The 24,628-nt window shown below is 69.4% G+C and carries 22 protein-coding genes; 18 read left to right on the top strand and 4 right to left on the bottom strand.

Annotated features, from left to right (window positions below; translation table 11 throughout):
- From FB473_RS17330 to FB473_RS17285, 10 genes are all read left to right on the top strand, one after another.
- Window positions 1-283 (top strand): hypothetical protein (locus FB473_RS17330; protein ID WP_208390899.1); only part of this gene is annotated, 283 nt, incomplete at its 5' end.
- Between the two features lie 170 nt (window positions 284-453).
- The gene (locus FB473_RS17325) at window positions 454-1,173 is read left to right on the top strand and encodes a hypothetical protein (protein WP_167172036.1); all 720 of its coding nucleotides are present in this window, start codon (window positions 454-456) and stop codon (window positions 1,171-1,173) included.
- Between the two features lie 134 nt (window positions 1,174-1,307).
- Window positions 1,308-6,944, top strand: coding sequence for a TIGR03773 family transporter-associated surface protein (locus FB473_RS17320; RefSeq protein WP_167172033.1), 5,637 nt, complete (start codon window positions 1,308-1,310; stop codon window positions 6,942-6,944).
- On the top strand, window positions 6,905-8,554 hold the full coding sequence (locus tag FB473_RS17315; protein ID WP_167172065.1) for an anchored repeat ABC transporter, substrate-binding protein: 1,650 nt from the start codon (window positions 6,905-6,907) through the stop codon (window positions 8,552-8,554). The genes FB473_RS17320 and FB473_RS17315 overlap by 40 nt, the downstream gene beginning before the upstream one ends.
- A 56-nt stretch (window positions 8,555-8,610) precedes the next feature.
- A complete protein-coding gene (locus FB473_RS17310) occupies window positions 8,611-9,681 on the top strand; it encodes a choice-of-anchor M domain-containing protein (protein ID WP_243864095.1) in 1,071 nt (356 codons plus the stop codon).
- Complete coding sequence (locus tag FB473_RS17305; RefSeq protein WP_376837140.1) at window positions 9,678-10,445, top strand: anchored repeat-type ABC transporter ATP-binding subunit; 768 nt, start codon at window positions 9,678-9,680, stop codon at window positions 10,443-10,445. Before FB473_RS17310 ends, FB473_RS17305 begins: the two co-directional genes overlap by 4 nt.
- Window positions 10,442-11,398 carry an anchored repeat-type ABC transporter permease subunit gene (locus tag FB473_RS17300; protein ID WP_208390909.1) on the top strand — a complete coding sequence of 319 codons (957 nt, stop codon included), beginning with the start codon at window positions 10,442-10,444 and terminating at the stop codon, window positions 11,396-11,398. Before FB473_RS17305 ends, FB473_RS17300 begins: the two co-directional genes overlap by 4 nt.
- Window positions 11,395-12,228 carry a lytic transglycosylase domain-containing protein gene (locus FB473_RS17295; RefSeq protein WP_167172026.1) on the top strand — a complete coding sequence of 278 codons (834 nt, stop codon included), beginning with the start codon at window positions 11,395-11,397 and terminating at the stop codon, window positions 12,226-12,228. The genes FB473_RS17300 and FB473_RS17295 overlap by 4 nt, the downstream gene beginning before the upstream one ends.
- A 68-nt stretch (window positions 12,229-12,296) precedes the next feature.
- Entirely contained in the window at window positions 12,297-13,571 is a 1,275-nt protein-coding gene (locus FB473_RS17290; protein WP_167172023.1) for an FUSC family protein, read from the top strand.
- A gap of 81 nt (window positions 13,572-13,652) precedes the next feature.
- Complete coding sequence (locus FB473_RS17285) at window positions 13,653-15,191, top strand: potassium/proton antiporter (RefSeq protein WP_167172020.1); 1,539 nt, start codon at window positions 13,653-13,655, stop codon at window positions 15,189-15,191.
- 16 nt (window positions 15,192-15,207) lie between these two features.
- Here the strand turns inward: FB473_RS17285 and FB473_RS17280 are convergent, their stop codons facing one another.
- Together FB473_RS17280 and FB473_RS17275 are read right to left on the bottom strand one after the other, a co-directional pair.
- Window positions 15,208-15,723: a LytR C-terminal domain-containing protein gene (locus tag FB473_RS17280; RefSeq protein WP_167172017.1), complete on the bottom strand. Its 516-nt coding sequence runs from the start codon at window positions 15,721-15,723 to the stop codon at window positions 15,208-15,210.
- Between the two features lie 54 nt (window positions 15,724-15,777).
- Window positions 15,778-16,071, bottom strand: a complete 294-nt coding sequence (locus FB473_RS17275; RefSeq protein WP_167172014.1) for a type II toxin-antitoxin system VapB family antitoxin — start codon at window positions 16,069-16,071, stop codon at window positions 15,778-15,780.
- 89 nt (window positions 16,072-16,160) lie between these two features.
- Between FB473_RS17275 and FB473_RS17270 the strand changes: the two genes are divergently transcribed.
- Both FB473_RS17270 and FB473_RS17265 read left to right on the top strand, forming a co-directional pair.
- Window positions 16,161-17,810 (top strand): helicase HerA-like domain-containing protein, encoded by a 1,650-nt coding sequence (locus FB473_RS17270; RefSeq protein ID WP_167172010.1) that lies wholly within the window; start codon window positions 16,161-16,163, stop codon window positions 17,808-17,810.
- A 31-nt stretch (window positions 17,811-17,841) separates the two neighbouring features.
- Window positions 17,842-18,288 (top strand): hypothetical protein, encoded by a 447-nt coding sequence (locus FB473_RS17265; RefSeq protein WP_167172007.1) that lies wholly within the window; start codon window positions 17,842-17,844, stop codon window positions 18,286-18,288.
- Window positions 18,289-18,647: 359 nt separating this feature from the next.
- On the opposite strand, the gene cobA is transcribed toward FB473_RS17265, so the two are convergent.
- Window positions 18,648-19,391: a uroporphyrinogen-III C-methyltransferase gene (gene cobA, locus FB473_RS17260; RefSeq protein ID WP_167172004.1), complete on the bottom strand. Its 744-nt coding sequence runs from the start codon at window positions 19,389-19,391 to the stop codon at window positions 18,648-18,650.
- The gene (locus FB473_RS17255; RefSeq protein WP_167172001.1) at window positions 19,388-20,605 is read right to left on the bottom strand and encodes a glutamyl-tRNA reductase; all 1,218 of its coding nucleotides are present in this window, start codon (window positions 20,603-20,605) and stop codon (window positions 19,388-19,390) included. The genes cobA and FB473_RS17255 overlap by 4 nt, the downstream gene beginning before the upstream one ends.
- On the opposite strand from FB473_RS17255, the gene FB473_RS17250 reads away from it, so the two are divergent.
- From FB473_RS17250 to FB473_RS17225, 6 genes are all read left to right on the top strand, one after another.
- Window positions 20,595-21,158: a precorrin-2 dehydrogenase/sirohydrochlorin ferrochelatase family protein gene (locus FB473_RS17250; protein ID WP_167171996.1), complete on the top strand. Its 564-nt coding sequence runs from the start codon at window positions 20,595-20,597 to the stop codon at window positions 21,156-21,158. The genes FB473_RS17255 and FB473_RS17250 overlap by 11 nt on opposite strands.
- Window positions 21,159-21,627: 469 nt before the next feature.
- Window positions 21,628-21,795, top strand: a complete 168-nt coding sequence (locus FB473_RS17245) for a hypothetical protein (RefSeq protein WP_167171992.1) — start codon at window positions 21,628-21,630, stop codon at window positions 21,793-21,795.
- Window positions 21,796-21,818: 23 nt separating this feature from the next.
- The gene (locus tag FB473_RS17240) at window positions 21,819-22,517 is read left to right on the top strand and encodes an energy-coupling factor ABC transporter permease (RefSeq protein ID WP_167171989.1); all 699 of its coding nucleotides are present in this window, start codon (window positions 21,819-21,821) and stop codon (window positions 22,515-22,517) included.
- Window positions 22,510-22,908: an energy-coupling factor ABC transporter substrate-binding protein gene (locus FB473_RS17235; RefSeq protein WP_167171985.1), complete on the top strand. Its 399-nt coding sequence runs from the start codon at window positions 22,510-22,512 to the stop codon at window positions 22,906-22,908. The genes FB473_RS17240 and FB473_RS17235 overlap by 8 nt, the downstream gene beginning before the upstream one ends.
- A 3-nt stretch (window positions 22,909-22,911) precedes the next feature.
- Window positions 22,912-23,715, top strand: a complete 804-nt coding sequence (cbiQ, locus tag FB473_RS17230) for a cobalt ECF transporter T component CbiQ (RefSeq protein WP_167171982.1) — start codon at window positions 22,912-22,914, stop codon at window positions 23,713-23,715.
- On the top strand, window positions 23,709-24,524 hold the full coding sequence (locus tag FB473_RS17225; protein WP_167171979.1) for an energy-coupling factor ABC transporter ATP-binding protein: 816 nt from the start codon (window positions 23,709-23,711) through the stop codon (window positions 24,522-24,524). The genes cbiQ and FB473_RS17225 overlap by 7 nt, the downstream gene beginning before the upstream one ends.
- Window positions 24,525-24,628: the final 104 nt, after the last annotated feature.

Below are 24,628 nucleotides of genomic sequence, written 5' to 3'. Positions count from 1 at the left end.
CCATCTTATTTTCGGAATGGACTCTGCCGCCGCGGGAATCGGCGACAGTAGGAAGAGGTGGACGATGCGAGCGATCGGGCATCACGCTCACACGCTCGGTCACCTCGCCCATGGGCGGGTGCTGCGGTGCGGCTGCGGCCCCGAGCACCTGCCCCAGACTCGTTTCCCCGGCACCGAATCGCCCGACGGCTTCGAGGCATGGACGCCGCTACGCCGCCAGCACGCGGGATTCGTCCGATCGCACTTCATCTACTCCGACCGATGTGAGTGCTCGCTTCGCTAGCCAGAGGTTTGCCAGCTCCGCGCACAGCGCAACCCCCGCTGTATGGCTACCGAAGCGTCTGAACGCGCTCGTCCTCGGTGGGCGGTCCAGTCCCCCGAGGCACCCCCAATGAGTTCACATCAGGACGCTCGGCCATCATCTATGGCCACATCGCTAGGAGAAAAACAAACATGACCGCAACCATCTTCACCAAGGAGTCTGCTTCCCGCAGTCGTTCCTCGACCCACCTCGTCAGCGGAGGGCTGACTGCCCTGGTCGTCGCTTCGGCACTCGCTCTTGGCATGGTGTCGCCGGCTTCGGCGGTAGGCACGATCGGCACATGGGACGAGGGACATGTCGACTTCGTCCACGTCTCCCTCGCCCCGGGCACGAACGACCTGCAGCTGGGCAGCAACGTCGACGGTGGCGACTACTACCCGGCCAGCCTCGTGAACGCATCGAGCGGCACGCCCGGCTGGGATGTCACCGTCAACCAGAACGACAGCGGTGACTGGGTCATCCCCGATCAGCTCACGTCCGGGTACGTCTATGCCGGTTTCGCGGGCGCGGGCGAGGACCTCGATGGGGCCGACAGTCTGCTCACCTACCTCGGCATCGAAGACACCGTCACCCTGACCCTGGAAGTCGTCTCGGCTCCCACGAGTGGCGACGTGGTCATCACCTGGCCTGGTGGGATCCCGGATGGCGTCGAGAGCTTCAGCGGCGACGGGTCCGCATCCGACCCCTACGTGATCGAGTTCGCGATCAACGAGGACGAGGAGGCCTTCCACCAGCATCCGCAGATCCAGTTCACGGAGGACGGAACCTACAAGGTCGAGGTCGAAGCCACGAGCAGTGACTCCGCGGTCGACGACGCCGGCCCGGTGACCTACCAGTTCGTCACGAACTGACACTCCTGAAAGTGCCGGTGTGCGGCTTCGGCTCAACCCGTGAAGCCGCACACCGGCTCGCCAGTCGTTCACAGCCGACCGCAGATCGTGCCCGTTTCGCTCACCTCGCATGAGGACATCTCTTGAAAGCAGTCATGACCACACATCTCCTGAGGCGTTGCGTCGTCACCGTGACGACCCTCGCGCTCGCCGTCTCGTCCCTTACCTTGGTCACCTCGCCCGCTCACGCGGACGAGACTGGTGTGACCGGCGCGCCAGCGAGCCGGCAGAAGACTGTCGTCGAGGTCTCGGACCAGACGACGGTCATCGAGGCCGCACCCGCCGCGGCCGGGGCGGGACTCGAACTCGGCACGGCGGCCGGCGCGGCGCCGGAGGACGTGCTGCTTTCCGTCCCCGATCTCGTGCCGGTGAGCGGGCTGATCGGCTCGGAGATCGCTCTCGGGGATGGTGTCGAGAAAGTGGCGCCCCTGAAGCTCACACTGACGGCGGCCGGCGGGCCGGAGGGGGCATCCGCGACCGTGACCGACCCCGGCACCGTCGACGATGCGGGCGACGACACGATCCTGTGGGACACCACGGGAGACGCGGGGCAGAGCATCGAGGTTCCCGATGAGGGCATTGATGCGGTGTGGGCGTTCACCGCGACCGGACGCTACACCTTCGAGGTACAAGCCTCGCTGCAGGTCACGGACACCTCGGGGGCAATCACCACGGTCACCTCGCCCGCCGCGACCTACACGTTCACCGTCGGCGGCGTTGCCGAGCAGACCACCACGACCCTGACGGCGAACCCCGCGACGGCGTCCGCAGGGGACGCCGTCACATTGACGGCGTCCGTCACCCCGGCCGATGCCTCCGGTGCCGTGGAGTTCTACGACGGCAACACCCTGCTGGGCCACACGGACGTGGCCGCCGGAGAGCCCGTGGCGACCGCAAGCTTCGAGACGACGGCCGCAGAGGGCAGCTCTTTCACCGCCTCCTTCGTGCCGACCTGGTCGACCGACTTCACCGCATCCGTTTCCGATCCGGTCACCCCTGCCGCAGGGACGGACGGGGCCGAAGACGACCTCTCCGACGGGACTGTTCAGGGCACTGCCGCCGACGCGGCGACGACGAAGACCACCGACGACGCTGTCCCGACGGTGCTGTCGGCGGGGGACGTTGCTTTGACGCCGCAGTTGTCGGGGGTGTCGGAGGACGGGAAGGACTTCACCTCGTTCGATGTGGGTCTGCTGGACAAGACCGGCGCATACGCGGACCAGACCTGGTACTCGGCCGAGGACGCGGTGCTTCAACTCACTGACACGGAGCACGATGAGGCGACCGGGGCCTGGTCGACGCCGGCGAGCGTCGGTGACGTCGCCTCGTATACGACCGGTGACGGTGCGCGCCTGCTCCTGGGTGTCGACCGGGGCCGCGCTGCGGGCGGGATCAACGAGTCGGTGAGTTCGGCGATGTCGGCGGTGAAGCAGCAGCCGACCACCCTGACCGGGCTGACCGGACCGGACGGTGGTGTGCTGACCGTGACAGATTCGTCTGGCACGGTGCTGTGGGATTCCTCGAAACTGGACGACGGGTCGTTCACCCAGGGTGAGCTGAAGTCCCCGGCGGCGGTCACCAACCGGTACTTCGGCTGGTCGTTCACCGAGGCAGGCCGGTACTGCGTCACCTTCGACACGCTGCTGCGTTCCAACGGGACCAAGGCCGACATCACCCAGGCCACCACGGTGACCGTCTACGTCGGGGACATCACCGGAACGCCCACCACCTGTGCACAGCCGGGGGGAGAAGACCCCGGCGACACCACGGACCGGGTGGCGTTACCGACCGGGCACTCGGATGTGCGTGCTCGCCTGTCGGACGACGGCACCGCGCTGAAACTCGGTCTCGAATCCGACTCGCAGTTCTACGACACCGCCGACATGGTGATGGCGGGCCCGACCGCAGCGACGATCCCGGAGAACACCGATGGCGCCGACTGGAGTTTCCTCGGCGACAGTGGGGACACCTACTGGTACTTCCCGCAGGTGCAGACCACAGGCTCCAGCGACCTGTGGCCCGGGTTCTCCACCGAGAACTTCGTGGAATCAACCTCGACTTCCACGACGCAGACGAAGCTTGCCCCGGGCGCGCAGATCGAGTTCACCCTCACGGGAACGTCCGGCCCCGAAGGCGGGGACGCGGTGCTGTTCTACAGCAACACGGCTGCGACGGCGGACATGCACGGGGTGTACTTCAGCACGAAGAACCCGATGCCGCAGACCACGGCTATGTCGTCCGGCTCGCACAGCCACCTGAACTGGGGGTTCACAGCGCAAGGACGGTACTGCCTGGCGATGTCGGTGAAGACGCAGCTCGCCGACGGGGCGTGGGTGTCGGACACCGGACAGATCACGGTCTGGGTGGGCGATGCGTCCGAGGCGGCCTCGGTGGTGCCCTGCGACCGGGACACCGAGCCGGTGGTGGAGACTGCTAGCCCGGTGACGGTGAGCACGGTGGATGAGGCGATCATCACCGGCTACCGGTTGGCGGCCTACACCCCGTATCTGACCAGCGACGGGGAACTGTCGGTCGCGACCCGGCTGGCCGAGAGCCCGTCGAACACCGCCATGGCCACTGTTCCGGCAGACGATGTCGTCGTCACCACGACCGCCAGATCGAAGGCGGCAGGCGGCTGGACATTCACCGGCGGATCCTTGGCGGCACCGTACGCGCACTTCGACACGGACTCGATCGTGCCCGGGACGATTGATGGCGGATTGACCATTCGGATGGGAACAGTTGAAGGCCCAGGGACCGTCGAATACCGACGCGTGTACGGCAACTATCCCTACGTGAACTCCGCCGACGGGACGGATGTGGTCGAGTTCGCCGTGAACTCGACCACTCATACAGGCGGCCAGTACTGGGTGGTCAGTGAGCCGGGAATCTATTGTGTGCCGATCACCGTGGAGGTGACCCCGGCCGGAGCTTCCGAACCGATCCGGACGAGCTACACGATGACGCTCGTCGCCGGGAGTGACGACCCGTCCAGCGCCGACTACGTCGACAAGAGTGCGCTGACAACCTGCTCTCGTGGCCAGCAGCCGACGACCGGCGGGGACGACGAGCCCACACCACCTGTGCAGAACGAGCCGGGATGGGACGTGCCGAACGGGTCCACCACGGACTCGGGGGCCACGATCCTCAACGATGGGCACATCGACGTCGCGTCCGTGGTGACTGGCGACACACTCGGCACGTTGATCAAGGACACCACCTACGAGGGCATCGAGAACGGGGGGGACGAGGGCGTCTCCTGGCACGACCCCGAGGACACGGTGCTGCAATTGCTGCCGTCCTCGCAGACGAAGGTGCCGGCCGCCGATGCCTACGCGTTCCTCGGCCAGGAGGGCGCCACGTTCTGGCAGGTGTCGGAGACCCAACAGGAGGGCCTGCTGTGGCCCGGCTGGTCGACCGAGTTGATCGCTCACGACGCCACCCGAACCGGCGTGACGTGGACGCTGGACGGCATCGAAGGTCCCGGTGAGTTCGCCCTCTACCAGACCCCGCTGAGCGGTCCGAGCGTCCTGTTCAACACCCGCGACGGCATCACCGGCGCAGACTCGTTCACCATCGGCCAGGGTGTGCACGCCCACGGGTCGTGGGCATTCAGCGCCGAGGGCACCTACTGCCTGGCGTTCACGCGCTCGACCACGCTGGCGGACGGGACGGGCGCGTCCGACGACTTCACCCTCGCTGTGGCCGTCGGCGAGGTGGACGTGAAGAAGATCGACCCCTCGGCCTGCTTCGCAGACTCCGGCGAGCCGACCGAGCAGGACCTGACCCCGACCCCGGCGTCCCAGCTGACCGACGACAACGCGGGCGGCGTGCAGGTGCTCGGCTCCGACCAGGCGATCTACCCGGGCCAGTTGGTCACGGTGCAGGTGGGCGCCGAGCGCGCCGGCGACTGGGTGTCTGTGTGGCTGGACGACGACTCGTGGCTCGGCTGGGCGCAGGTCGGCTCGTCCGGCGCCGCGCAGGTGCGCCTGCCCTCGGACGCGGCACTCGGCTCCCACAAGCTGGTCGCCGAGGCCCGCGACGGCGGCCTGATCGGCTGGGACGCGCTCGCGCTGGTCGCCCCGCCCGACGGCGGTGACGACAACCCGCCGCCCGGGGACGACGACGATCCGGGTGAGGACCCCGGGACGCTACCCGGCTGCGAGGTGACCGCGACGATCATCGACCACGGCCACCTGGACTACTCGACGCAGGTGGTGAACGGGAAGCTGGAGTCGCTGATCGGGGACGATTCGTCCGGCACCAAGGTGTTCCGGGAGCCGTCCCAGACCGTGCTGTGGCTCAAGCCGTCGAGCAAAGTGACGCTGGGTGCGGGCTACGAGCAGGTCGCGCCCGCCGGGTCGAGCGTGTATCTCGGCCCGCAGACCCAGAACCAGGATCTGATCTGGCTGGGCTGGTCGACCGAACTCGTGAACACGTCCACGCTGGCGAGCCCCGTCACCTGGACCATCGACCAGGTCGAGGGACCCGGCCGGATGTCGGTCTTCCTGCAGGGGGAGTTCGGCGGCATCCAGCAGGTGGTGTTCGACAACGGCGGCAGCTACCAGATCAACCTGGGGGTGCACGCGCACGCGAACTGGACGTTCACCGAGCAGGGCATCTACCGGCTGCGCATGACCCAGACGGCGACGCTGGCTGGCGGGCAGACCTCGTCCGACAGCGAGACACTGACGATCGTGGTCGGCGACGTCGACCCGGCGACGGCGGTCGCGGGCGGTGCCGACTGTGTGAACCACGTCCCCGGCGGTGGTGGGGCGAACGTGAGTGCGTCGCCCGGCGGGGGTGACTCCGCGCTGCAGGCCGTACAGAAAGCCGCAGCGGCGGTCGAGTGCACGCCCATGCAGGCGACGGTCATCTCGGCCGGTCACCTCGACTGGAACTCCCAGATCGTGGGCGGCAAGCTCGAATCGCTGATCGGGGACGACTCCACCGGCACCCGCATATACCGGGACCCGGGGTCGACCGTGCTGTGGCTGAAACCCTCCTCGAAGGTGACGCTGCCTTCCGGCGTCTCCCAGATCGGGGCGGCCGGAACATCGGTGTGGCAGGTGCCCCAGACGCAGGACCAGAACCTGATCTGGCTGGGCTGGTCGACCGAACTACTGAACGCCGGGAACGCGTCCGGCACGGTGACCTGGACGCTGAACAGCGTCGACGGTCCGGGCACCGTGAAGGTCTACACCGTCGGCTCCTTCGGCGGGGTGCAAGACCTCGTCCTCGACGGCCCGGGAACCTACCAGATCAACCTGGGGGTGCACGCACACGCGAACTGGGCGTTCAGCGCCCAGGGCGTCTACCGGATGAGCTTCACGCAGAGCGTGACGCTGGCCGACGGTACCCGGTCGTCCGACACCGAGACGCTGACCATCGCGGTCGGCGACGTCGATCCCTCGTCGGTCACCACCGACACCACCGGGTGCGGCGTGGTCTCCAACGGCGTCCTGAACGGCGACGCCGGCCTCGACGAGGCACGCGCCGCGTCCGACCAGTTGCGCGCTGAGGCGGCGGAGGCCGCTGCGGGTGTCGTCCCGGGCCAGGACGCCGGTACGGGCGCCGCGAACCCGCTGCAGGCGCTCGCCGGTGATCCGGTGCGGCTGCTGCTCGCCGTACTGGGCGGGCTGCTGCTGGCCGGGGCCGCGGGATCAGGCCTGTTGTGGTGGCGGCGAAGCAGATGGGAGGACGCCGCGTCGCGGGCGTCTGCCGCATCGTGAGCGGGGTGACTCCGGGGGTGGGCGGGACGCATCCGGCTCACCGCCGCTTCCGGCGGGTGCTCCGGCTGTGCGTCCCCCTCGTCGCTTGCGTGTCGCTGCTGTCCGGCTGTCTCGCCAAGCCGACCCTGGCCGCGACCTCCGATCGGCTGCAGGTGGTCACGACCACCGGCATCCTGCGCGATCTGGTGCACAACGTCGGTGGCGATCGGGTGGACGTCGTCTCGTTGGTGCCCGACAACGGCGACCCACACACCTACGAGCCCTCGCTACGGGACGCCCGCAACGTCGTGTACGCGGACGTCGCGTTCAGCAACTACGCGATGCTGGAGGAACAGTCGGTCGTCAAGACCCTGGACGCGAACCTGCCGGACGACGCGATCAACGTGTCGTTGGCCGAGGAATCGGTCAAGTACGCCGCCGAGGTCATCCCGCTGGTGGAGGACGCGGGCCTCGACACGGTGTGGCTCGGCCTGCGGGCCCAGGGGCTCGGCGACCAGTACGGGGCGTCGCGAACCTCCGAGGTGTTGCTGTCGGCCACGGACGCGACCGGCCCGGGAAACCTGTTCGCCTACCTGACGGGCACCTTCGGCGACACCGACGTCTACTTCGACTCGTCCGACGGCTTCGACGCGAGCGACGGGTACAAGAGCGACACCATGTCGCTGCCCGCCGACGCGCACACCCACCTGTCGTGGGCCTTCACCGAGCCCGGGGTGTACACGATCACCCTCAAAGGCCAGCTCAAAGTGGACGACACCTCGAAGCCGATCGATCTCGGGTCGGCGACCTATACCTTCGCGGTCGGCGTCAACCCTGCCGAGGCGGATGTGACCGACGCGGTGGTGCTCGACGAGGGGCATGCGGACCTGACCGCGAACCTCGATGAAGGAAGGCTCGAGGTGCGCTTCGACCCCGAGGGTGGGGGTGAGCACACCCAGCACGCCCTCGACCCGGACGACGTGGTGATCGACGTGCCCGCCAAGGCGCTGGAGGAGATCCCGGCGGGGTCGCAGTACGCGTTCCTGGGCCATGCGGGCGACCAGGTGTATCAACTGGCGCAGGCGGTGCTCGGCAAACATGTGCACGGCGAGATCGACCCGCACCTGTGGCAGAACGTGCGCAACGCGATGGCCTATGTGCAACTGATCCGCGACACACTGATCGCAGCCGACCCCGCCGGGGCGCGCGACTATGCGGCGAACGCGAGCGCCTACCTGGCCGAACTGGAGGCCACGGACGCATACGTCCGCGACACCATTGCCGCGATCCCGGAGGCGAACCGGTACCTGGTGACCACCCATGACGCGTTCGGATACCTGGCCGACGCCTACGGGATACAGGTGGCCGGGTTCGTCACTCCCAACCCGTCGGCCGAGGAGTCGTTGTCCGACCGCAGGAGGCTCACCGAGACGGTCAAGACGCTGCACGTTCCCGCGGTGTTCCTCGAGCCCAACCTCAGGGCCCGCTCGTCGACCCTGACCCAGGTGGCTGCCGAGCAGGGCATACAGGTGTGCTCGATCTACGGCGACACCTTCGACGCGTCCGTGACGAGCTACGTGCAGATGATGCGGTTCAACGCCGACTCCCTGCGGACGTGCCTGTCGGGATGACCACCGGCCCGGCTTTCGACCCACGATCCGACGACCTGATGAAGCAAGGAACACAGATGACCCTGATGAGAACCTCGACACCACCCACCAGGCGCCGCGCTCTGCATGCCCTCGGCGCTGGACTGGTGGCGGCCTGCCTGCTGGCCGCTCCCGGGACGGCCTGGGCGGAGACCGCCGACCCCAACCTGCAGCAGACGCTGTCGTCCGACCTGGCCATCGTCCACGGTGATCATGTGATCGAGACCGGGCACGTGGACATGGGCCCGAAGTTCGAAGCCGACGGCACGTGGAGGTTCCTCATCCACGACGACGCCGCCCGGGCCGACGCCGCCGCGACCAGCGTGTGGCGCTACCCGGACGAGACCGTGCTACGGGTGCTGGACGCCGGAGAGCTGACGGTTCCGGACGACCCCGCCTATTCGTTCATCGGCGCCGATCCGGGAGCAACGGTGTGGGTGGTGCCGCAGACCCAGAACCCTGAGGTGGTGTGGCTGGGCTGGAACACCCAGGACCCCGACGTCATGGCGACGATCGACAGGGGCATCACCCTGTCGCTCACCGGGGTGCAGGGGCCGGGCGTGGTGACCACCTATCTGCAGTCCGGGTCGTTCGGCACCCCGCAGCTGCTGTGGGACTCGCGCGTGACCGACAGCCAGCCGGTGTGGGTGGACGTCAACACCCACACCCACGCCAACTGGGTGTTCACGGCCCCGGGCGTCTACCTGCTGCGGCTGACCGCCGAGGCCGACCTGGTCGACGGATCGCATGTGTCCGACACGCAGCTGATCCGTTTCGCCGTGGGTACCAGCACGTCGGTGGACGAGGCCCTGGCGGCTACCTGGCAGGGGGATGCCGAGCCCTCTGCCACTACGTCCTCCGACGATGGCGCGAGCGGGGCCCCTGACGCGAGTGGTACCGCCGTTGCGCCGGATGGGGACAAGGACCCGCTGGTGCCGGTGCTCATCGGCGCGATCGTCGTGGTGGCGGGCGGTCTGATCGCCGGGTTCACGATCGCGATCGTCCGCGGCAATCGGACCAGGCGTCGCGTCCTCGCGGCCCGCGCCGGTTCCGGTGAGGCCGAACCCGGCCGGAACACGGACGGGGCCGAGAAGGCCGGTGAGGCATGATCCCCGAAGCCATGAGCGCCGCCCTGGCGGTGGAGGACGTCGCCGTAGACCTGGGCGGACGCCGGGTGCTGCACTCGGTCGGTCTGAGCGTCGACCGGGGCGAGCTGGTGGCCCTGATCGGGCCGAACGGTGCCGGGAAGACCACGCTGCTGCGTACCGTCCTCGGCCTGATCAGGCCCGCGACCGGCCACATCACTGTGGAGGGCCGTCCGGCCAGGCCTGGACGCGTTCCTGTCGGCTACGTGCCGCAGCGCCATGAGTTCGCCTGGGAGTTCCCGATCAGCGTGGCGGGGGTCGTCATGACCGGGCTCACCGGACGCCTCGGCCTGGCGCGTCGCCCGGGCGCCGCACAGTGGGAGGCCGTCGCCGACGCTCTCGACCGGGTGCGGATGACCGGCCTGGCCGATCGTCCCGTCGGCCAGCTCTCCGGCGGCCAGCGGCAGCGCGTGCTCGTGGCCCGGGCGCTCGCGCTGCGTCCCTCCGTGCTGCTGCTGGACGAGCCCTTCACCGGCCTCGACATGCCTACCCAGGAACTGCTCTCCGCTCTGTTCACCGACCTCGCCCACGAAGGAAGGGCTGTGCTCATGACGACCCACGACCTGCTCAACGCCCTCGACGGCTCCGACAGGATCGCCCTGCTCAACCGCACCGTCGTCGCGACGGGGACGCCGACCCGGCTGGCGGCCGACCCCGACCTGTGGGTGCGGACGTTCGGGGTGGGCGAGGATTCCGCCCTGCTGCGGATGCTGAGGGCGGCCGCCTGATGAGCCCGATCGAGTTCCTCACGGATCTGCTCAACCCCGACCTCGCGTTCCTGCCCAAGGCCCTGGCGGTCGCGGTGATGTCGTCCATCGTCTGCGGCGTGATCGGTTGCTATGTGGTGCTGCGGGGCATGGCTTTCATCGGCGACGCGGTCGCCCACGCGGTCTTCCCCGGCTTGGCCATCGCCTTCGTCGTGTCCGGGAACCTCGTGCTCGGAGGATCGCTGGCGGGTGTCTGCACCGCTGTGCTGGTCGCCGTGTTCTCCCAGAACCGCCGGCTCAAGGAGGACTCGATCATCGGGGTGCTCTTCGTCGCGGCCTTCGCCCTCGGCGTGGTCATCATCTCCCAGGCTCCCGGGTACGCCGGGTCGCTGCAACAGTTCCTGTTCGGCTCCATCACCGGTATCCCCGACTCCGACCTCTATGTGGTGGGGATCACCGGGCTGGTGGTGCTGCTGGTGGTGTTCGGCCTGCACAAGGAGTTCGTCACGATCAGCCTCGACCGCGAGTCGGCGCGGGCGATGGGTGTGCCGGTGTTCTGGCTCGACCTGGTGCTCTACGTGTTGGTCACGCTCGCGGTCGTGATCTCGGTGCAGACGATCGGCAACATCCTCGTCCTGGCCTTGCTGGTCACCCCCGCGGCGACCGCCCGGCTGCTCACCGACCGCCTGGGCGTCATGATGGCCCTCGCCCCCCTGATCGGCGGATCAGCGGCCCTGGTCGGCCTGTACGTCTCGTGGTCGTGGGACTTTCCCACGGGCGGGACGATCGTTCTCGTCCTCACCGCCGTGTTCCTGACCGCCTGGTTCTTCGCGCCCCGGCAGGGGCTGGTGAGCAAGGCGGTCGCTCGCGCGCGCGGGCATGTGCGGGGGGCCGATCCCGCCGTGGAAGCCGTCGACCCGGCCACCGAGCCCATCTCATCACCCGAGCGAGTCTCGCAGGAGGCGCACGTATGAACACTCCCTTCCCGTCGGCTCGCAGATGGGTGCTGCCCGCCGTGACCGGATCGCTGGCCGGGCTCGGCGTCAGTGTCCTGGCCCTGGCGGCGGTGATGGTCCCGGGAAACAGCGGTACCGACGCATCCGGAGTCACCCCGAGCCCAGGTGCGACCGCGACCCGGGCGCCCTCGGGCTCGTCGCCGGCACCGTCGACCGGTCTTTCGGTCAGCCCGGCGGCCACGGGGTCGTCCCCCACGGTGCGCTCCTCGAACGGAACCGCCATCAGCCAGCTCGCCGATGCGGGCTGGGTGGCAAGCACCGCCAGGAGGGTCGGGATATCGGAGCGCGCCCTGGCCGCCTACGCAGGCGCTTCGCTCGCGGTCGGTCAGACCCACCCGGGCTGCGGGCTCGGCTGGAACACGCTCGCCGCCATCGGACAGGTCGAGTCAGGGCACGGCACGCTGAACGGAGCCGTCATCGACGGCGATGGCATCGCCACCCCGACGATCCTCGGCCCCGCCCTCGACGGCGCCGACGGTGTCGCGACGGTTTCCGACACCGATCGAGGCAGGCTCGACGGCGACACCACGTGGGACCACGCCGTCGGTCCGATGCAGTTCATCCCCGCCACGTGGCAGAAGGCTGCACAGGACGGTAACGGGGACGGCACCACCGACGTCAACCAGATCGACGACGCCGCCCTGGGCGCCGCTGTGTACCTGTGTGATGTCGGTGGTGATCTCACGGTTGCCGAGAACTGGATCGCCGCGGTCAGCGCCTACAACCAGTCGACGGAGTACAACAACCAGGTGGCGGAGGCGGCCGATACCTACACGGAGCTGGCGTAGGCGCGGTGGCGGACGAAGCCTGCCGATCGCCGTCCGGGGGAACCGACGTGCGAGTAGGCTCAGCGCTCGTGAAACGCGAGGGCCGCGACTCGATGCGCACCAGGTGGGAGTCCTACATCACCGCCAATCTGCGCGCGGGCTGGCTCCGTGTGCGCGGTGCTCTGATCCCGAACGTGCAGAGCGCTGTCTTCGCGACGCTGGCCTGGTTGCTCTGCTACTACCTGCTCCGCGATCCCGCGCCCATCTTCGCCCCGATCGCCGCGTACCTGTGCCTGGGGTTCAGCCGCAACCGTGAGCCGCGCAAGGTCGTCGAGATCGGCATCGGCGCGAGCACCGGGGTGCTCATCGGCGACCTTTTCGCGCACTGGCTCGGCTTCGGGGGGTGGCAGGTGCTCGTGCTCCTGCTGGTCACCCCGCTGATCGGGCGCATGATCGACCGCAGCGACCTCGTGACGTTCCAGACGGGCATCAACGCGCTCGTCGTCGCGTCCATGGTGTCGATGCCGACGGCCGGCGGCAGCGGTGTGCCGGGCCCGTTCGACCGCTGGATCAGCGCACTCGTGGGGGCCGCGGTCGCGCTGATCGCGACGGCGTTCCTGCCCGTGAACGTGGTCACGCGCCCGAAACGGTTCACGGCTTTCGCCATCTCCGAGACCTCCGCGATCCTCCACAGGCTGAGCAAGGGCCTGCTCGACGGCGACGCCCAGGCCATCGCCCAGCTGCGTGGCAGGCTGGCGGTGCTCCGCGAGGTGGTCAACGACGGGCGGCGTGCGCTGACGTCCGCGCAGGAGACCGCCACCATCAATCCCGGCGCTCGCGGTTCGCGGGACGTGCTCGCCGAACTCGACCGCATGCTCGGCCTGGTCGAGAGGTTGCACATCACCGTGTCGATGATGCAGAGGCAGGCACGCGGCATGGTCGCCGAGACCGGGCCGATGCCGGGGCTCGCGGGGCCGGTGTGGCAGGTCGCCGACCTGCTCGAGCAGGTGTCCCAGGGGGTCTCCGCCTGGAAGCGGCCGACCAGGGCGCGGGACGCCGCGGCAGCGCTCGCGGCCAGCCTCGCCCCGCTGGAGATCGCCACCCACCAGGACTGGCGGATGCACACGCTGACGTCCCTGCTCCGCGCCGTGGTCGTCGATCTGCTGCAGCTCACCGGCCTGTCGATGGCCCAGGCGCGTGCGGTGCTGGCCGACACCGGCGCATTCGACCCGGCGTCCGAGCACGGCGCGGCGACCACCGAACAGGCGTCCGTGCTGTGGGGGACCGAGCAGTTGCCCGCGGTGTCCGACGACGAGGATCCGTCGGGGGTCGCCGGGGAACGACCACCGGACGCCGCCCCGTAGCAGGTACGGCCGCCTCGACGGCGGCTGTCCACGACACGCCCGGGCTCGACCCGGACGCCGGTGGTTCTGCGAGAATGGAGCATGCCCAGCCTTGACATTGCCGTTCTGCTGGGCGCAGTCGTCATCCTGCTCGCCATCGGTGCGGCCAGACTGGGCTCGCGGCTCGGGATGCCCGCGTTGCTCCTGTTCCTCGTCCTCGGCATGGCGCTCGGTCAAACGCTTCCCGGCTACGGGTTTCAGAATGCCGAACTTGCTCATGACCTGGGATTCATCGCGCTCGCGGTGATCCTGGCCGAAGGCGGCCTCACCACGAAATGGGACGACATCAAGCCTGTGCTCGGCCTCGCCGGGCTCCTCGCCACTGTCGGCGTCGTGCTCAGCATCGGGCTGGTGGGGCTGTTCGGCTACTTCGTCCTCGGCCTGCCTCGCTCGGTCGCCTTCCTGGTGGGGGCGGTCACCGCTCCCACCGACTCGGCCGCAGTCTTCTCGGTGCTGCGATCAGTGCCGTTGCCGCACAGGCTGCGCGCGGTGCTGGAGGGCGAATCCGGCCTCAACGACGCGCCCACCGTGCTGCTGGTCGCCGCCGGCACCGAGTTCGCGTTGGGCATCAGCCCACGCGGCGGGATACCCGGGCTCGTCGGGCTCGTCGTCGTCGAGCTCGTGGGCGGCATCCTCGTCGGGCTGTTCGTGGGCTGGGTGGGCGTCCAGTTCCTTCGGCGTGTGGCACTCCCGGCAGCCGGGCTCTACCCGCTCGCGGTGATGGCCTGGACGCTGACGGCGTACGGCCTGAGCGTGGTCGGCCATGTCTCGGCGTTCGCGGCCGTCTACGTCTGCGCGATGGTGCTGGGCAACGCACGATTGCCGCACAGACATCCGACGCGATCCTTCGCCGAGGGGCTCGGCTGGGTCGCCCAGATCGGGTTGTTCATCATGCTCGGGATGCTGGCCACACCCGAGCGGATCGACTCCGTGGCTGTCCGCGACGGCGTCCTGGTGGGCGTGTTCCTCACCTTCGTCGTCCGTCCGATCGCCGTCGTCGCGTGCGCGGTGTGGTTCCGGATGCCGTGGCGGCAACAGGCCTTCTTGTCGTGGGCGGGCCTGCGAGGGGCGGTCCCGATCATCCTCGCCACCGTCCCCCTGGTTGCCAGCATCCCCCAATCGGGGCTGCTGTTCGACCTGGTCGTCGTGTTCGTCGTGGTCTTCACGGCCCTTCAGGCGCCGACGCTGGGCTGGGTGGCCAGACGCCTGGGTCTCGTCGATCCGCTGGCGGCGACCGACGCCGACGTCGAGGTGGCGCCATTGGAGCACGAGGACGCGGACCTCCTGCGCATCACCGTGCCGCCGCACTCCCGGCTGGCGGGAGTCACCATCCGCGAGCTACGGCTTCCGCCGAACGCGGTGGTTGCCCTCATCATCCGGGACGGTGGGTCGTTCTCGCCGGACGGTCACACCGCCCTGCAGGCACGGGACGCGCTGCTGATCGTCACCCCGGCCCAGCACCGCGCGGCGGTCGAGGACCGGCTCACCCAGATCGGGCGGGGCGGGCGGCTGGCCCACTGGCGTGGGATCCGGGTGGGCGAGGCGGCACCCGATCTCGGAGTCGAACAGTCCGACGAGTGAGGCCGATGCGGCTCGGTCAGGCGGCTGCCTCGGGCGTGCTGCTGGACGCCGGGACGCACACCGTGCCGCCCGGCACCTCCACCTGGACGGGGGCGTCGTCCCGGAAACCGGGGAAGTTGTCGCCCACCAGCACATCGACCGTGCCGTCGGTGCGTGAGTCGGCCCGGATCTGGGAATCGGTGAAGAACCCCGACACCAGGAGCACCGCCGGGTCCTCGGCAGTACTGCCGACGATGATGGTCGTCGCCACCTGCTCGCTGGTGTTGGCCGGGTCGTCCACGACGAAGCCCTTGCCCGCGAGCTGCTCGCTGACCTGGCTCGCTCGCCCGGCCGCGGTGCCACCGTTGTAGACCTTCACGGTCACCTGCGCCGTGGTGAGCACCGACGCCGACTGGGTGACGCACGGCTCGGCCGGCGTCGACTTCGGTGGTGCGGTCAATTCCCGCCACCCCCACCACAGGCCGAACGCCAGCAACCCGAGCAGCAACAGCAGCGTCATGGGGGTCGCGATCCGGCGCCACGTACTCCTCACGCGTTGCTCCTAGGTTCCTGCGCTAGCCAACCACGGCTCGCGGTTGACGACAGCCTACTTCAACTCCAGCACTCGGGCGTGGACGGTGAGCCGCTGCTGCAGCGCCGCCCGAAGGGCCCGGTGGAGCCCCTCCTCCAGGTAGAGGTCGCCCTGCCACGACACCACGTGGGCGAACAGATCGCCGTAGTACGTGGAGTCCTCCTCCAGCAGGGTGTCGAGGTCGAGCGTGTGCTTGATGGTGACCAGTTCGTCGAGCCGCACCTGCTGCGGGGCGATGTCGGCCCACTGCCGCTGGGTGTACCCGTGGTCGGGGTAGGGCCTTCCATCTCCGACGCGTTTGAAGATCACCCGAGCATCCTAACGGGCGGGGTCGCAAGAGAGCCGGAGGACCTGCGACAACAGGGGTGGGACCAGGGTTGCCGTGGCATGCTGGGGGCATGTCGACCGACAGTGTCGCGCCTCAGCCGGCGTCCGACCCCACACCTCCACCCGCTCAACCCGAGCCCGCAGCGGTCCCCGCATCACCACAGCTCACCGACGCCGACCGCGCCGCGATCGATGCCATCCGATCCGGTTACACCTTCACCGAGCCGGCCATCGATCTGGGCGTCCTGTCGCACGACGGCGAGCCGGTCGTCGACGCCCGCATCCGCATCCCGCTGGCCATGCTCAACCGGCACGGGCTGGTCGCCGGGGCCACCGGCACCGGCAAGACGATCACGCTGCAGGTGCTGGCCGAGCAGATAGCGCGAGCCGGCGTCCCCGTGTTCGCCGCCGACATCAAGGGTGACCTGTCGGGCGTGGCCACCCCCGGCCAGCCGAGCGACAAACTGGCGGCGCGGACGGCGAAGAACGGGCAGGACTGGCAGCCGAGCGCCCCGCCGGTCGAGTTCTACGCACTGGGCGGCCAGGGCCGGGGTATTCCGTTGCGGGCCACGGTGGCGAGCTTCGGCCCGATCCTGCTGGCGAAGGTGCTGGGCCTCAACGAGACGCAGGAGTCGTCCCTCGGGCTCGTCTTCCATTTCGCCGACGGCCAGGGGCTGCCGCTGCTCGACCTGGACGACCTCGTGGCCGTGCTCAGGTACCTGACCTCGGACGAGGGCAAGCCGGAACTCAAGCAGATCGGCGGACTGTCGTCCCAGACCGCGGGCGTCATCCTGCGCAACATCGTCAACCTGTCGGAGCAGGGCGCCGACGTCTTCTTCGGCGAGCCGGAGTTCGACACCCGCGACCTGCTGCGCACCGCACCGGACGGCCAGGGCGTCGTCAGCGTCCTCGAACTGCCCAACGTGCAGGATCGGCCCGCGCTGTTCTCGACCTTCCTCATGTGGTTGCTCGCCGATCTCTACCACGACCTGCCCGAGGTGGGCGACGCCGATCGTCCCAAGCTGGTGTTCTTCTTCGACGAGGCCCACCTGCTGTTCGCGGACGCGTCCAAGGCGTTCGTCGACCAGATCACCCAGACCGTGCGGCTCATCCGGTCGAAGGGTGTGGGCGTCTTCTTCGTGACCCAGACTCCCAAGGACGTGCCGTCGGCGGTGCTCGCCCAACTCGGCAGCCGCATCCAGCACCAGCTGCGTGCCCATACCCCCGAGGACGAGAAGGCGCTGCGGGCGACGGTCAACACCTTCCCGAAGTCGGACTACGACCTGGCGGAACTGCTCACCCAACTCGGCATCGGCCAGGCGATCGTCACCGTCATGGACCCGGACGGGGCACCGACCCCGGTCGCCTGGACGCGCGTGTTCGCCCCGTGCTCGCAGATGGGGCCGACCGCACCCGAGCGCATGGACGAGATCGTGCGGGCGAGCCCGCTGCTGGGCACGTACGGCACCGAGATCGACCGGGACTCCGCGCACGAGATGCTCGCCCGCAAGCTGGAAGAGGGAGCCGCGGCCGCCCGTGCCGAGGCGGAGGCGAAGCAACAGGCCGCCCAGCCGCAGAGGTCCACGTCGTCCCGCTCGTCCGGTAGACGTGAGAAGTCGGTCGTCGAGAAGGTCGCCAACTCGAGTGTCTTCAAGCAGCTCGCCCGGTCGGCGGGACGCGAGATCGTCCGCTCGCTGTTCGGGACGGGGCGCAAGCGGTGACGGGGGACTCGGGACGCTCACGGGTCCGCTGATGCCGCGACGGGACTGGCGTGAGCGGGCTCCGCTGCTCGCCATGCGTGCCGGGTGTGTGGTGGGGGCGGTGGGGATGGTCGCCGGCCAGGCCGCCGGGGGAGCCACACCCGGTCAGGTCGTCTTCACCGGGGTGCTCGCGCTGGCGTTCGTCGCCGTCATCCTCGGCGTGGTGAGGGGCACCGAGAACCGGCTGGCTCGCACCGGCATCGCCCGGGTGCCCAGCCGCCAGCCCTGGGGGATGATCGGCATCGGCCTGTGGTTCCTTAGCATCATGATGTGGCTGATGGCGATCTTCGGCGTCGTGCTCGTCGTCCAGCGGCCGGGTCTGCCGCAGCACGTCTGGAACGTGGTCGCCTACGTGGGTGCCGCGGTGTGCTGCACCGGTGCGGCCGCGCTCATCGCGCGCATGCGTCGCGAGTTCGATCAGCAGTACTCGACGCGATAGGGCGTCTTCGGCGTCCCTTCGACGGGCTCAGGGTCCGTTTGCCGAAACGCCCGTTGAGCTTGTCGAAACGAGCAGCCCTTCGACGGGCTCAGGGGCCGTTTGCCGGGACGCTCGTTGAGCTTGTCGAAGCGAGTTGCCCTTCGACGGGCTCAGGGTCCCTTCGACGGGCTCAGGGTCCCTTCGACGGGCTCAGGGATCGTTTGTCGGAACGCTCGTTGAGCTTGTCGAAACGAGCAGCCCTTCGACAGGCTCAGGGTCCCTTCGACAGGCTCAGGGTCCCTTCGACAGGCTCAGGGTCCCTTCGACAGGCTCAGGGACCCCTCGACAAACCCAGGGACGACGCCCTCGCGATCGTCCCGTCAGCCCAACAGGCCGGGAGCGGCCACCGACCCGATGACCGTGATGGCCGGGGGCCGGATGCCCTCGCGGGTGGCGGCCTCCGCCACCGTAGCCAGCGTGGCATGGACGATGCGCATGCGTGGGGTGCCCGCGTCGGCGATCACGGTCGCCGGAGTACCGGCGTCCAGCCCACCTTCCAGGAGCGCCGCCGAGATCGCGGGCAGGTTCTTGACGCCCATGAGGACGACTAGGGTGGCGTGGGTGCGTGCGAGGGCCGCCCAGTCGAGCGACGAGCGTGGATCGCCCGGCGGGACGTGGCCGGAGACGACCGAGAAACCCTGGGTCAGGCCGCGGTGGGTCACCGGGATCGCCGCGAGCGCCGGCACCGAGATGGACGACGACACCCCGGGGAGCACCTGCACCGGCACCCCTGCCTCGGCGCATGCCTGCCATTCCTCGCCTCCCCGTCCGAAGACGAACGGGTCGCCGCCCTTGAACCGGACGACCACCCTGCCCGCCCTCGCGTGCTCGATGAGCATCTGGTTGATGCGCTCCTGCGGGGTGAACGCGCCACGGGGAACCTTGCCGACATCGACGCGTTCGCAGTCGTCCCGGCATTCGGCGAGGCACTCCAGCGGAGCGAGCCGGTCGTAGAGGACGACATCGGCGGCGCGCAGAGCACGAAGCGCCCCGACCGTCACCAGGTCGGGATCGCCGGGGCCGCCGCCGACGAGGGTGACCGAACCGGGAAGGAACCGCATCATGCCTCCTGTCCGTTCGCGAGCAGATCGCGAAGGTCGTGCAGCAGGCCGGACGCGCGATCCTCGGCCGCAGCCTGCCGCAACAGGACGGTCGGCAGATGGACGAGCGAGGCCCCCACCCGTCTCAACGCGATCGCCGAGGCCTCCGCGTCGGGGTTGTCGCCCAGCCGGGCGATCTCGGCGTCCACGATGCCGCGCGACCACGCCTGCAACGCGGCGATGTCGGGGCCGATCCCGCGGATGGCCATGTCGGCCTCGAACGCCGCGAGTTCCTCGTCCAGGATCTGTTCGGCCAGGCGCACCTGTTCGGTGTCCGCCGGGGGAACCGACGCATGGATCGCGGCCAGATCGATCACGTGGACCCCGGGGAGATCCGCCACTCTCGCATCCACGTCGTGGGTCACGGCGAGATCGAGCACAGCCAGCGGGCGCTCCGCCGCGCGCTGGGCCAGTGCGGCCTCGACAGCGTCCAACGGCACGGCAGGGCCTCCGAAGCCCCGGCAGGTCACCAGCAGGTCCGCTTCGGTGAGGTGGTGGGCCAGGTCGTCGTCCGCGATGGCCGTGAGCCCGTGCCGGTCGGCGAACTGCTCGGCACGGCCCGAGGCCGACGAGACGAACGCCCGCGCGACCCCGCGATCGTGCAGCGCCGCGGTGACCGCGCCGGCGTAGTTCCCTGTGCCGACGAGGACGACCGTGCAGCCCGGCAACTCGACGAACCGCCCTACCAGGTCGAGCCCGACCGCCACGATCGACCGTCCGCGCCCGGCCAGGCCGGTCTCGTTCTCGACTCGCCGGGACGCGCGGGAGGCGGCCTCGATGGTGTGGGCGAGCCCGAAGCTCGCGGTGCCCGCTCTCCGGGCGCGCGACAGTGCGCGTCGCAGCTGGCCGTTGATCTCGCGTTCGCCGACGACCTGCGATTCGAGTCCGCAGGCGAGGCGGAAGAGGTGCACGGTGAGTGCGGCATCCGAGCGGCGTGTCAGGTCGGCGGCGTCCGGGCCGAGCCGTTGCGACAAGAAGTCGTCCACGGCCTTCCCGGCGTCCGGGACGCCGAGTTCGGCCAGCACCTCCACCCGGTTGCAGGTGGCCACGACCACGCTGCCGACGACACCGTCCAACGCCGCGAGATCGGTCGCCAGTCCCGCCGCCGCGGGGGTGAGTCGCTCGACGACGGCCAGGCCGTGCGTCGCATGATCGGCGGTTCGGGCTATGACGGACACCCGTTCATGGTGGCACACGGGCATTAGGCTGCCCGTCACAGGGTGGGAGGAGGACGACATCAGCACCATGAGCACCGGCCCGGTCGCGGACCGTTCCGAGGGCGCCCCGGGGTACCTGGTGAGCCTGTACCTCGCCGGCCGCGACGTGCTCGTCGTGGGTGGCGGCGTGGTGGCGGGCCGCAGGATCCCGGCGTTGCTCGCGGCCGGGGCGAGGGTACGTGTCGTGGCCCCACAGGTGAGTGACGAGGTGCGGCGTCTGGTCGACGGCGGACAGGTGGCGCACGAGTCGCGCCCTGTGCGTCCCGGCGACGTCGACGGCGCCTGGTACGTGCTGGCGGCCAGCGACGATCCACAGGTCAACGCGATGGTGGCTGCGACGGCCGAGCGGAATCACACCTTCTGCGTGCGGGCCGACTGGGCCCCCGGTGGGTCCGCGTCGACGCCCGCGACGGCGTCGGCGGGAGGGCTCACCGTGGCGGTCGTCGGAAACCGTGACCCCCACCGATCGGTACGCGTGCGCGACGCGCTGCTCCGGGTGCTGGGCGAGGAGTGAGGTCTGGGAGCGGTCCTTGCGCCTGTCGGAGGGCGACGGACGTTTCGACAGGCTCAACGGGCCTGCTGGCGAGTCGAAGCGTGCGGTCCCCGAGCCCGTCGGAGGGCGGTGGGCGTGCGGTCCCTGAGCCTGTCGAAGGGTAACTCGTTTCGACAAGCTCAACGAGCCTGTTGATGAGTTCAAGCGTGCGGTCCCTGAGCTTGTCGAAGGGTAACTCGTTTCGACAAGCTCAACGAGCCTGTTGATGAGTGCAAGCGTTTGGTCCCTGAGCTTGTCGAAGGGTAACTCGTTTCGACAAGCTCAACGAGCCTGGCGACGAGTCGGAGGGTGACGGGCGTTTCGACAGGCTCAACGGGCCTGCTGAAGGGCTGCGGGCGGTTGGTCCTTGAGCTTGTCGAAAGGACAACGGCCTCGACAGACCCGGACGGGGACCCCGGCGCACCGACGAGGTGGCGAGCCCGCTAGCATGATGCCCACAACATCACATCCCGACCTGCATGCGCGAGGAAGCCGGACGAGCCGGCACGGTCGCGCCACTGTGTCCGAGCCCATCGCCGCCGATCGCATCGCGTTCGGCCCGCCGGGAATCGGGAGCCAGGAACTCGCCTGCAGGTCCACCGGTATCCGGGACGCGTAATCCCGAGAGAGGTTCTGTGCATCATGCACATTGCAGAGGGTTATCTCCCCGTCGCTCACGCGGTCGGCTGGTACGTGGTTGCCACCCCGTTCATCGTTCATGGTGCGGTGCAGGTGGTGAAGGAGACCCGCAAGAATCCCGAGAACAAGCTGCTGCTGGCGGCTGCCGGGGCCTTCACCTTCGTCCTGTCCGCCATCAAGCTCCCGTCCGTGACCGGCAGTTCGTCACACCCCACCGGCACCGGTCTGGGGGCGGTGCTCTTCAAGCCACCCGTCATGGCATTCCTCGGGACGGTCGTCCTGCTCTTCCAGGCGCTCCTGCTCGCCCACGGTGGCATCACGACGCTCGGTGCGAACGCCTTCTCGATGGCCATCGCCGGCCCGTGGGTCGGCTACGGCGCATGGTGGCTCGTCCGGAAGCTGGGCGGGCGTCAGGAGCTGGGCATCTTCCTCGCGATGAGCCTGGCCGACCTGTCCACCTACTGCGTGACGTCGTTCCAGCTGGCCTTGGCCTACCCCGACCCGACCAGCGGAATCGCCGGAGCGGCAGCCAAGTTCCTGTCGATCTTCGCGATCACCCAGATTCCCCTGGCGCTGATGGAGGGCATCCTCGGCATCCTCATCCTCAAGTTCCTCGCCAGGGTGGCGCCCGCCGATCTGCTGCGCCTCGGCGTGACCAGGGGAGCGAGCGACGACGAGGCCAAGGAGGCGGCACATGTCTGAGCGGGCTGCGGTCAAGAAGGGCTCCGGCTTCGGCTGGGGAAGCGTGATCCTGGTCGTCCTGCTGGTCGCGCTGTTCGTCGTGTCGTTCGTCCTCGGGTCGGGCAAGGCATCGGACGGCGAGGAGGGATTCGGGGGCACCGACTCCGCCGTGGTCGAGATCATGGACGAGCAGGGTGCCCAGCCGTGGTTCCACCCGCTGTTCGAGCCGGGATCGGGCGAGATCGAGTCGGGCCTGTTCGCGCTGCAGGCGGCACTCGGCGCGGGCGTCGTCGGCTTCGCCTTCGGCAACCTGAGGGGACGCCAGGCGGAGCGAAACCGGGTCGAGCGTGAGCGGGCCGAAGGCGGCCCGGACGGTGATCCGGCCGTGGAACCCGAGCCCGCGGCCAGCTGATCCATGGCCGCGCTCGCCGTCGATGACGCCGCCTGGGCGAGCCCCTGGCGGCGCCAGCGCGTGGGGGACAAACTCCTCCTCAGCCTCGCCCTGATCATGACGGCCCTGGTGGCGCCGGTCGTGCCGGGCACCGTGCTCGTCGGGGTGGCCAGCGCCGCCCTGATCCTCGGGCCGGCACACATCCGCTGGTCGATGCTGATGGGTGCGATGAGCGCACCCATCGTGTTCATCGCCCTGGGGGCGATCTCCGTCCTGTTGTCCGTGGGCGCGTCCCCGATCGATCCCTACTGGCAGTGGGGTTTTCTGTCGGTCACGCCGACGTCGGTCGCCATGGCGGGCCGCCTCGTCCTGCACGCGCTGGCCGGGACGCTGGCGGTCATGGTCCTGGCCCTCACGACCCCCATGTCGGACCTGCTCGACTGGATGGCCGCCCACCGTGTGCCCGGGCCGCTGGTCGAGGTGGCTTCGCTCACCTACCGGCTGCTGTTCATCGTCTGGTCGACCGCGGTCGCGCTGCACGACACCCAGCTGCGGCGGCTGGGCGATCCGCCGATCCGGTCGCGCGAGACCGCGAGACTGCGCTGGCAAGCCACGGCGGGTGCCGTCGGGACGATCCTGGTGCGCTCGTGGGACCGTGCCCGCAGGCTCGAGTCCGGGCTGGCCGCCCGGGGTGCGGAGGATTCCTTGGCCACGACCAGCCCGGACCGCCCGCGTGACCGGCGTCTGGCGGCCGGTTTCGCCGGTCTCGTCGCCGCGATCTGGACTGTGTGCCTGGCCTGGGTGCTCGTCCGGGAGGCGGCATGGTGAGCACTCCGGTCATCGAGGTGCGCGACGTCTCGGCGGGCTATCCCGGGGGGCCGCCGGTGCTCGACCGGGTGTCGCTCACCGTCGAGCGTGGCAGCCGGCTGGTGCTGCTCGGAGCCAACGGCTCGGGCAAGACCACACTTCTGCGCTGCTTGTGCGGCAGCCATGTGCCGGCGAGCGGATCGATTCTCGTCGAGGGCGAGCCCCTGGGGCACGACCGCCGCTCACTTCGTGCGCATCGGCGGCGCGTCCAGCTCGTCATGCAGGATCCCGACGATCAGCTCTTCTCGGCCGACGTCCGTCAGGACGTGTCGTTCGGCCCGACGAACATGGGCCTGCCCCGCGACGAGGTGCTCGCCCGGGTGGACGAGGCCCTCGACCTGCTCTCCGTCACCCATCTGGCCGATCGGCCCTGTCATCAGCTCAGCTACGGCGAACGCAAGCGAGTCGCGATCGCCGGCGCGGTTGCGATGCGTCCCGACGTGCTGCTTCTGGACGAGCCGACCGCGGGACTCGACCCGGCGGGGGTGCGCGAGACGGTCGCGATCCTCGCGCGGCTTCGTGACCAGGGCACGACGGTGGTGCTCGCCACGCACGATGTCGACCTGGCTCTGGCCCGTGGCGATCGGGCGGCTGTCGTCGTCGATCACCAGGTGGTCAGCGGTGGGGTCGGTGAGGTGCTGTCGGACGCCGGCCTCGTGGCCCGGGCGCGCCTCGATCAGCCGTGGCCGCTGGCGCTCGCCCAGCGCCTCGGGCTGCCGGGACACCCGCGAGGCCTGGACGAGGTGGTCGGTCTCCTGCAGGCGCCGTGACCAAGTTCCTTCAAAATTGACGCGACTCTCATGCGCGACAGTGTTTCCCCTGGTCAGGAACAGCGCTTGGCCGAGGGGACGGAATATGAAGGAACGTGGTCACG

Origin of the sequence: Brooklawnia cerclae, from assembly GCF_011758645.1 — a bacterium.
Taxonomy (GTDB): domain Bacteria; phylum Actinomycetota; class Actinomycetes; order Propionibacteriales; family Propionibacteriaceae; genus Brooklawnia; species Brooklawnia cerclae.
The sequence above is the reverse complement of the archived record's forward strand: the minus strand, read 5'-3'. Positions and strand labels throughout refer to the sequence as shown.

Coding starts and splice junctions, on each gene's coding strand:
- FB473_RS17325 (WP_167172036.1), top strand. CDS start 454: ATGACCGCAACCATCTTCACCAAGGAGTCTGCTTCCCGCAGTCGTTCC.
- FB473_RS17320 (WP_167172033.1), top strand. CDS start 1,308: ATGACCACACATCTCCTGAGGCGTTGCGTCGTCACCGTGACGACCCTC.
- FB473_RS17315 (WP_167172065.1), top strand. CDS start 6,905: ATGGGAGGACGCCGCGTCGCGGGCGTCTGCCGCATCGTGAGCGGGGTG.
- FB473_RS17310 (WP_243864095.1), top strand. CDS start 8,611: ATGACCCTGATGAGAACCTCGACACCACCCACCAGGCGCCGCGCTCTG.
- FB473_RS17305 (WP_376837140.1), top strand. CDS start 9,678: ATGATCCCCGAAGCCATGAGCGCCGCCCTGGCGGTGGAGGACGTCGCC.
- FB473_RS17295 (WP_167172026.1), top strand. CDS start 11,395: ATGAACACTCCCTTCCCGTCGGCTCGCAGATGGGTGCTGCCCGCCGTG.
- FB473_RS17285 (WP_167172020.1), top strand. CDS start 13,653: ATGCCCAGCCTTGACATTGCCGTTCTGCTGGGCGCAGTCGTCATCCTG.
- FB473_RS17270 (WP_167172010.1), top strand. CDS start 16,161: ATGTCGACCGACAGTGTCGCGCCTCAGCCGGCGTCCGACCCCACACCT.
- FB473_RS17265 (WP_167172007.1), top strand. CDS start 17,842: ATGCCGCGACGGGACTGGCGTGAGCGGGCTCCGCTGCTCGCCATGCGT.
- cobA (WP_167172004.1), bottom strand. CDS start 19,391: ATGATGCGGTTCCTTCCCGGTTCGGTCACCCTCGTCGGCGGCGGCCCC.
- FB473_RS17250 (WP_167171996.1), top strand. CDS start 20,595: ATGACGGACACCCGTTCATGGTGGCACACGGGCATTAGGCTGCCCGTC.
- FB473_RS17245 (WP_167171992.1), top strand. CDS start 21,628: ATGCCCACAACATCACATCCCGACCTGCATGCGCGAGGAAGCCGGACG.
- FB473_RS17240 (WP_167171989.1), top strand. CDS start 21,819: ATGCACATTGCAGAGGGTTATCTCCCCGTCGCTCACGCGGTCGGCTGG.
- FB473_RS17235 (WP_167171985.1), top strand. CDS start 22,510: ATGTCTGAGCGGGCTGCGGTCAAGAAGGGCTCCGGCTTCGGCTGGGGA.
- cbiQ (WP_167171982.1), top strand. CDS start 22,912: ATGGCCGCGCTCGCCGTCGATGACGCCGCCTGGGCGAGCCCCTGGCGG.
- FB473_RS17225 (WP_167171979.1), top strand. CDS start 23,709: ATGGTGAGCACTCCGGTCATCGAGGTGCGCGACGTCTCGGCGGGCTAT.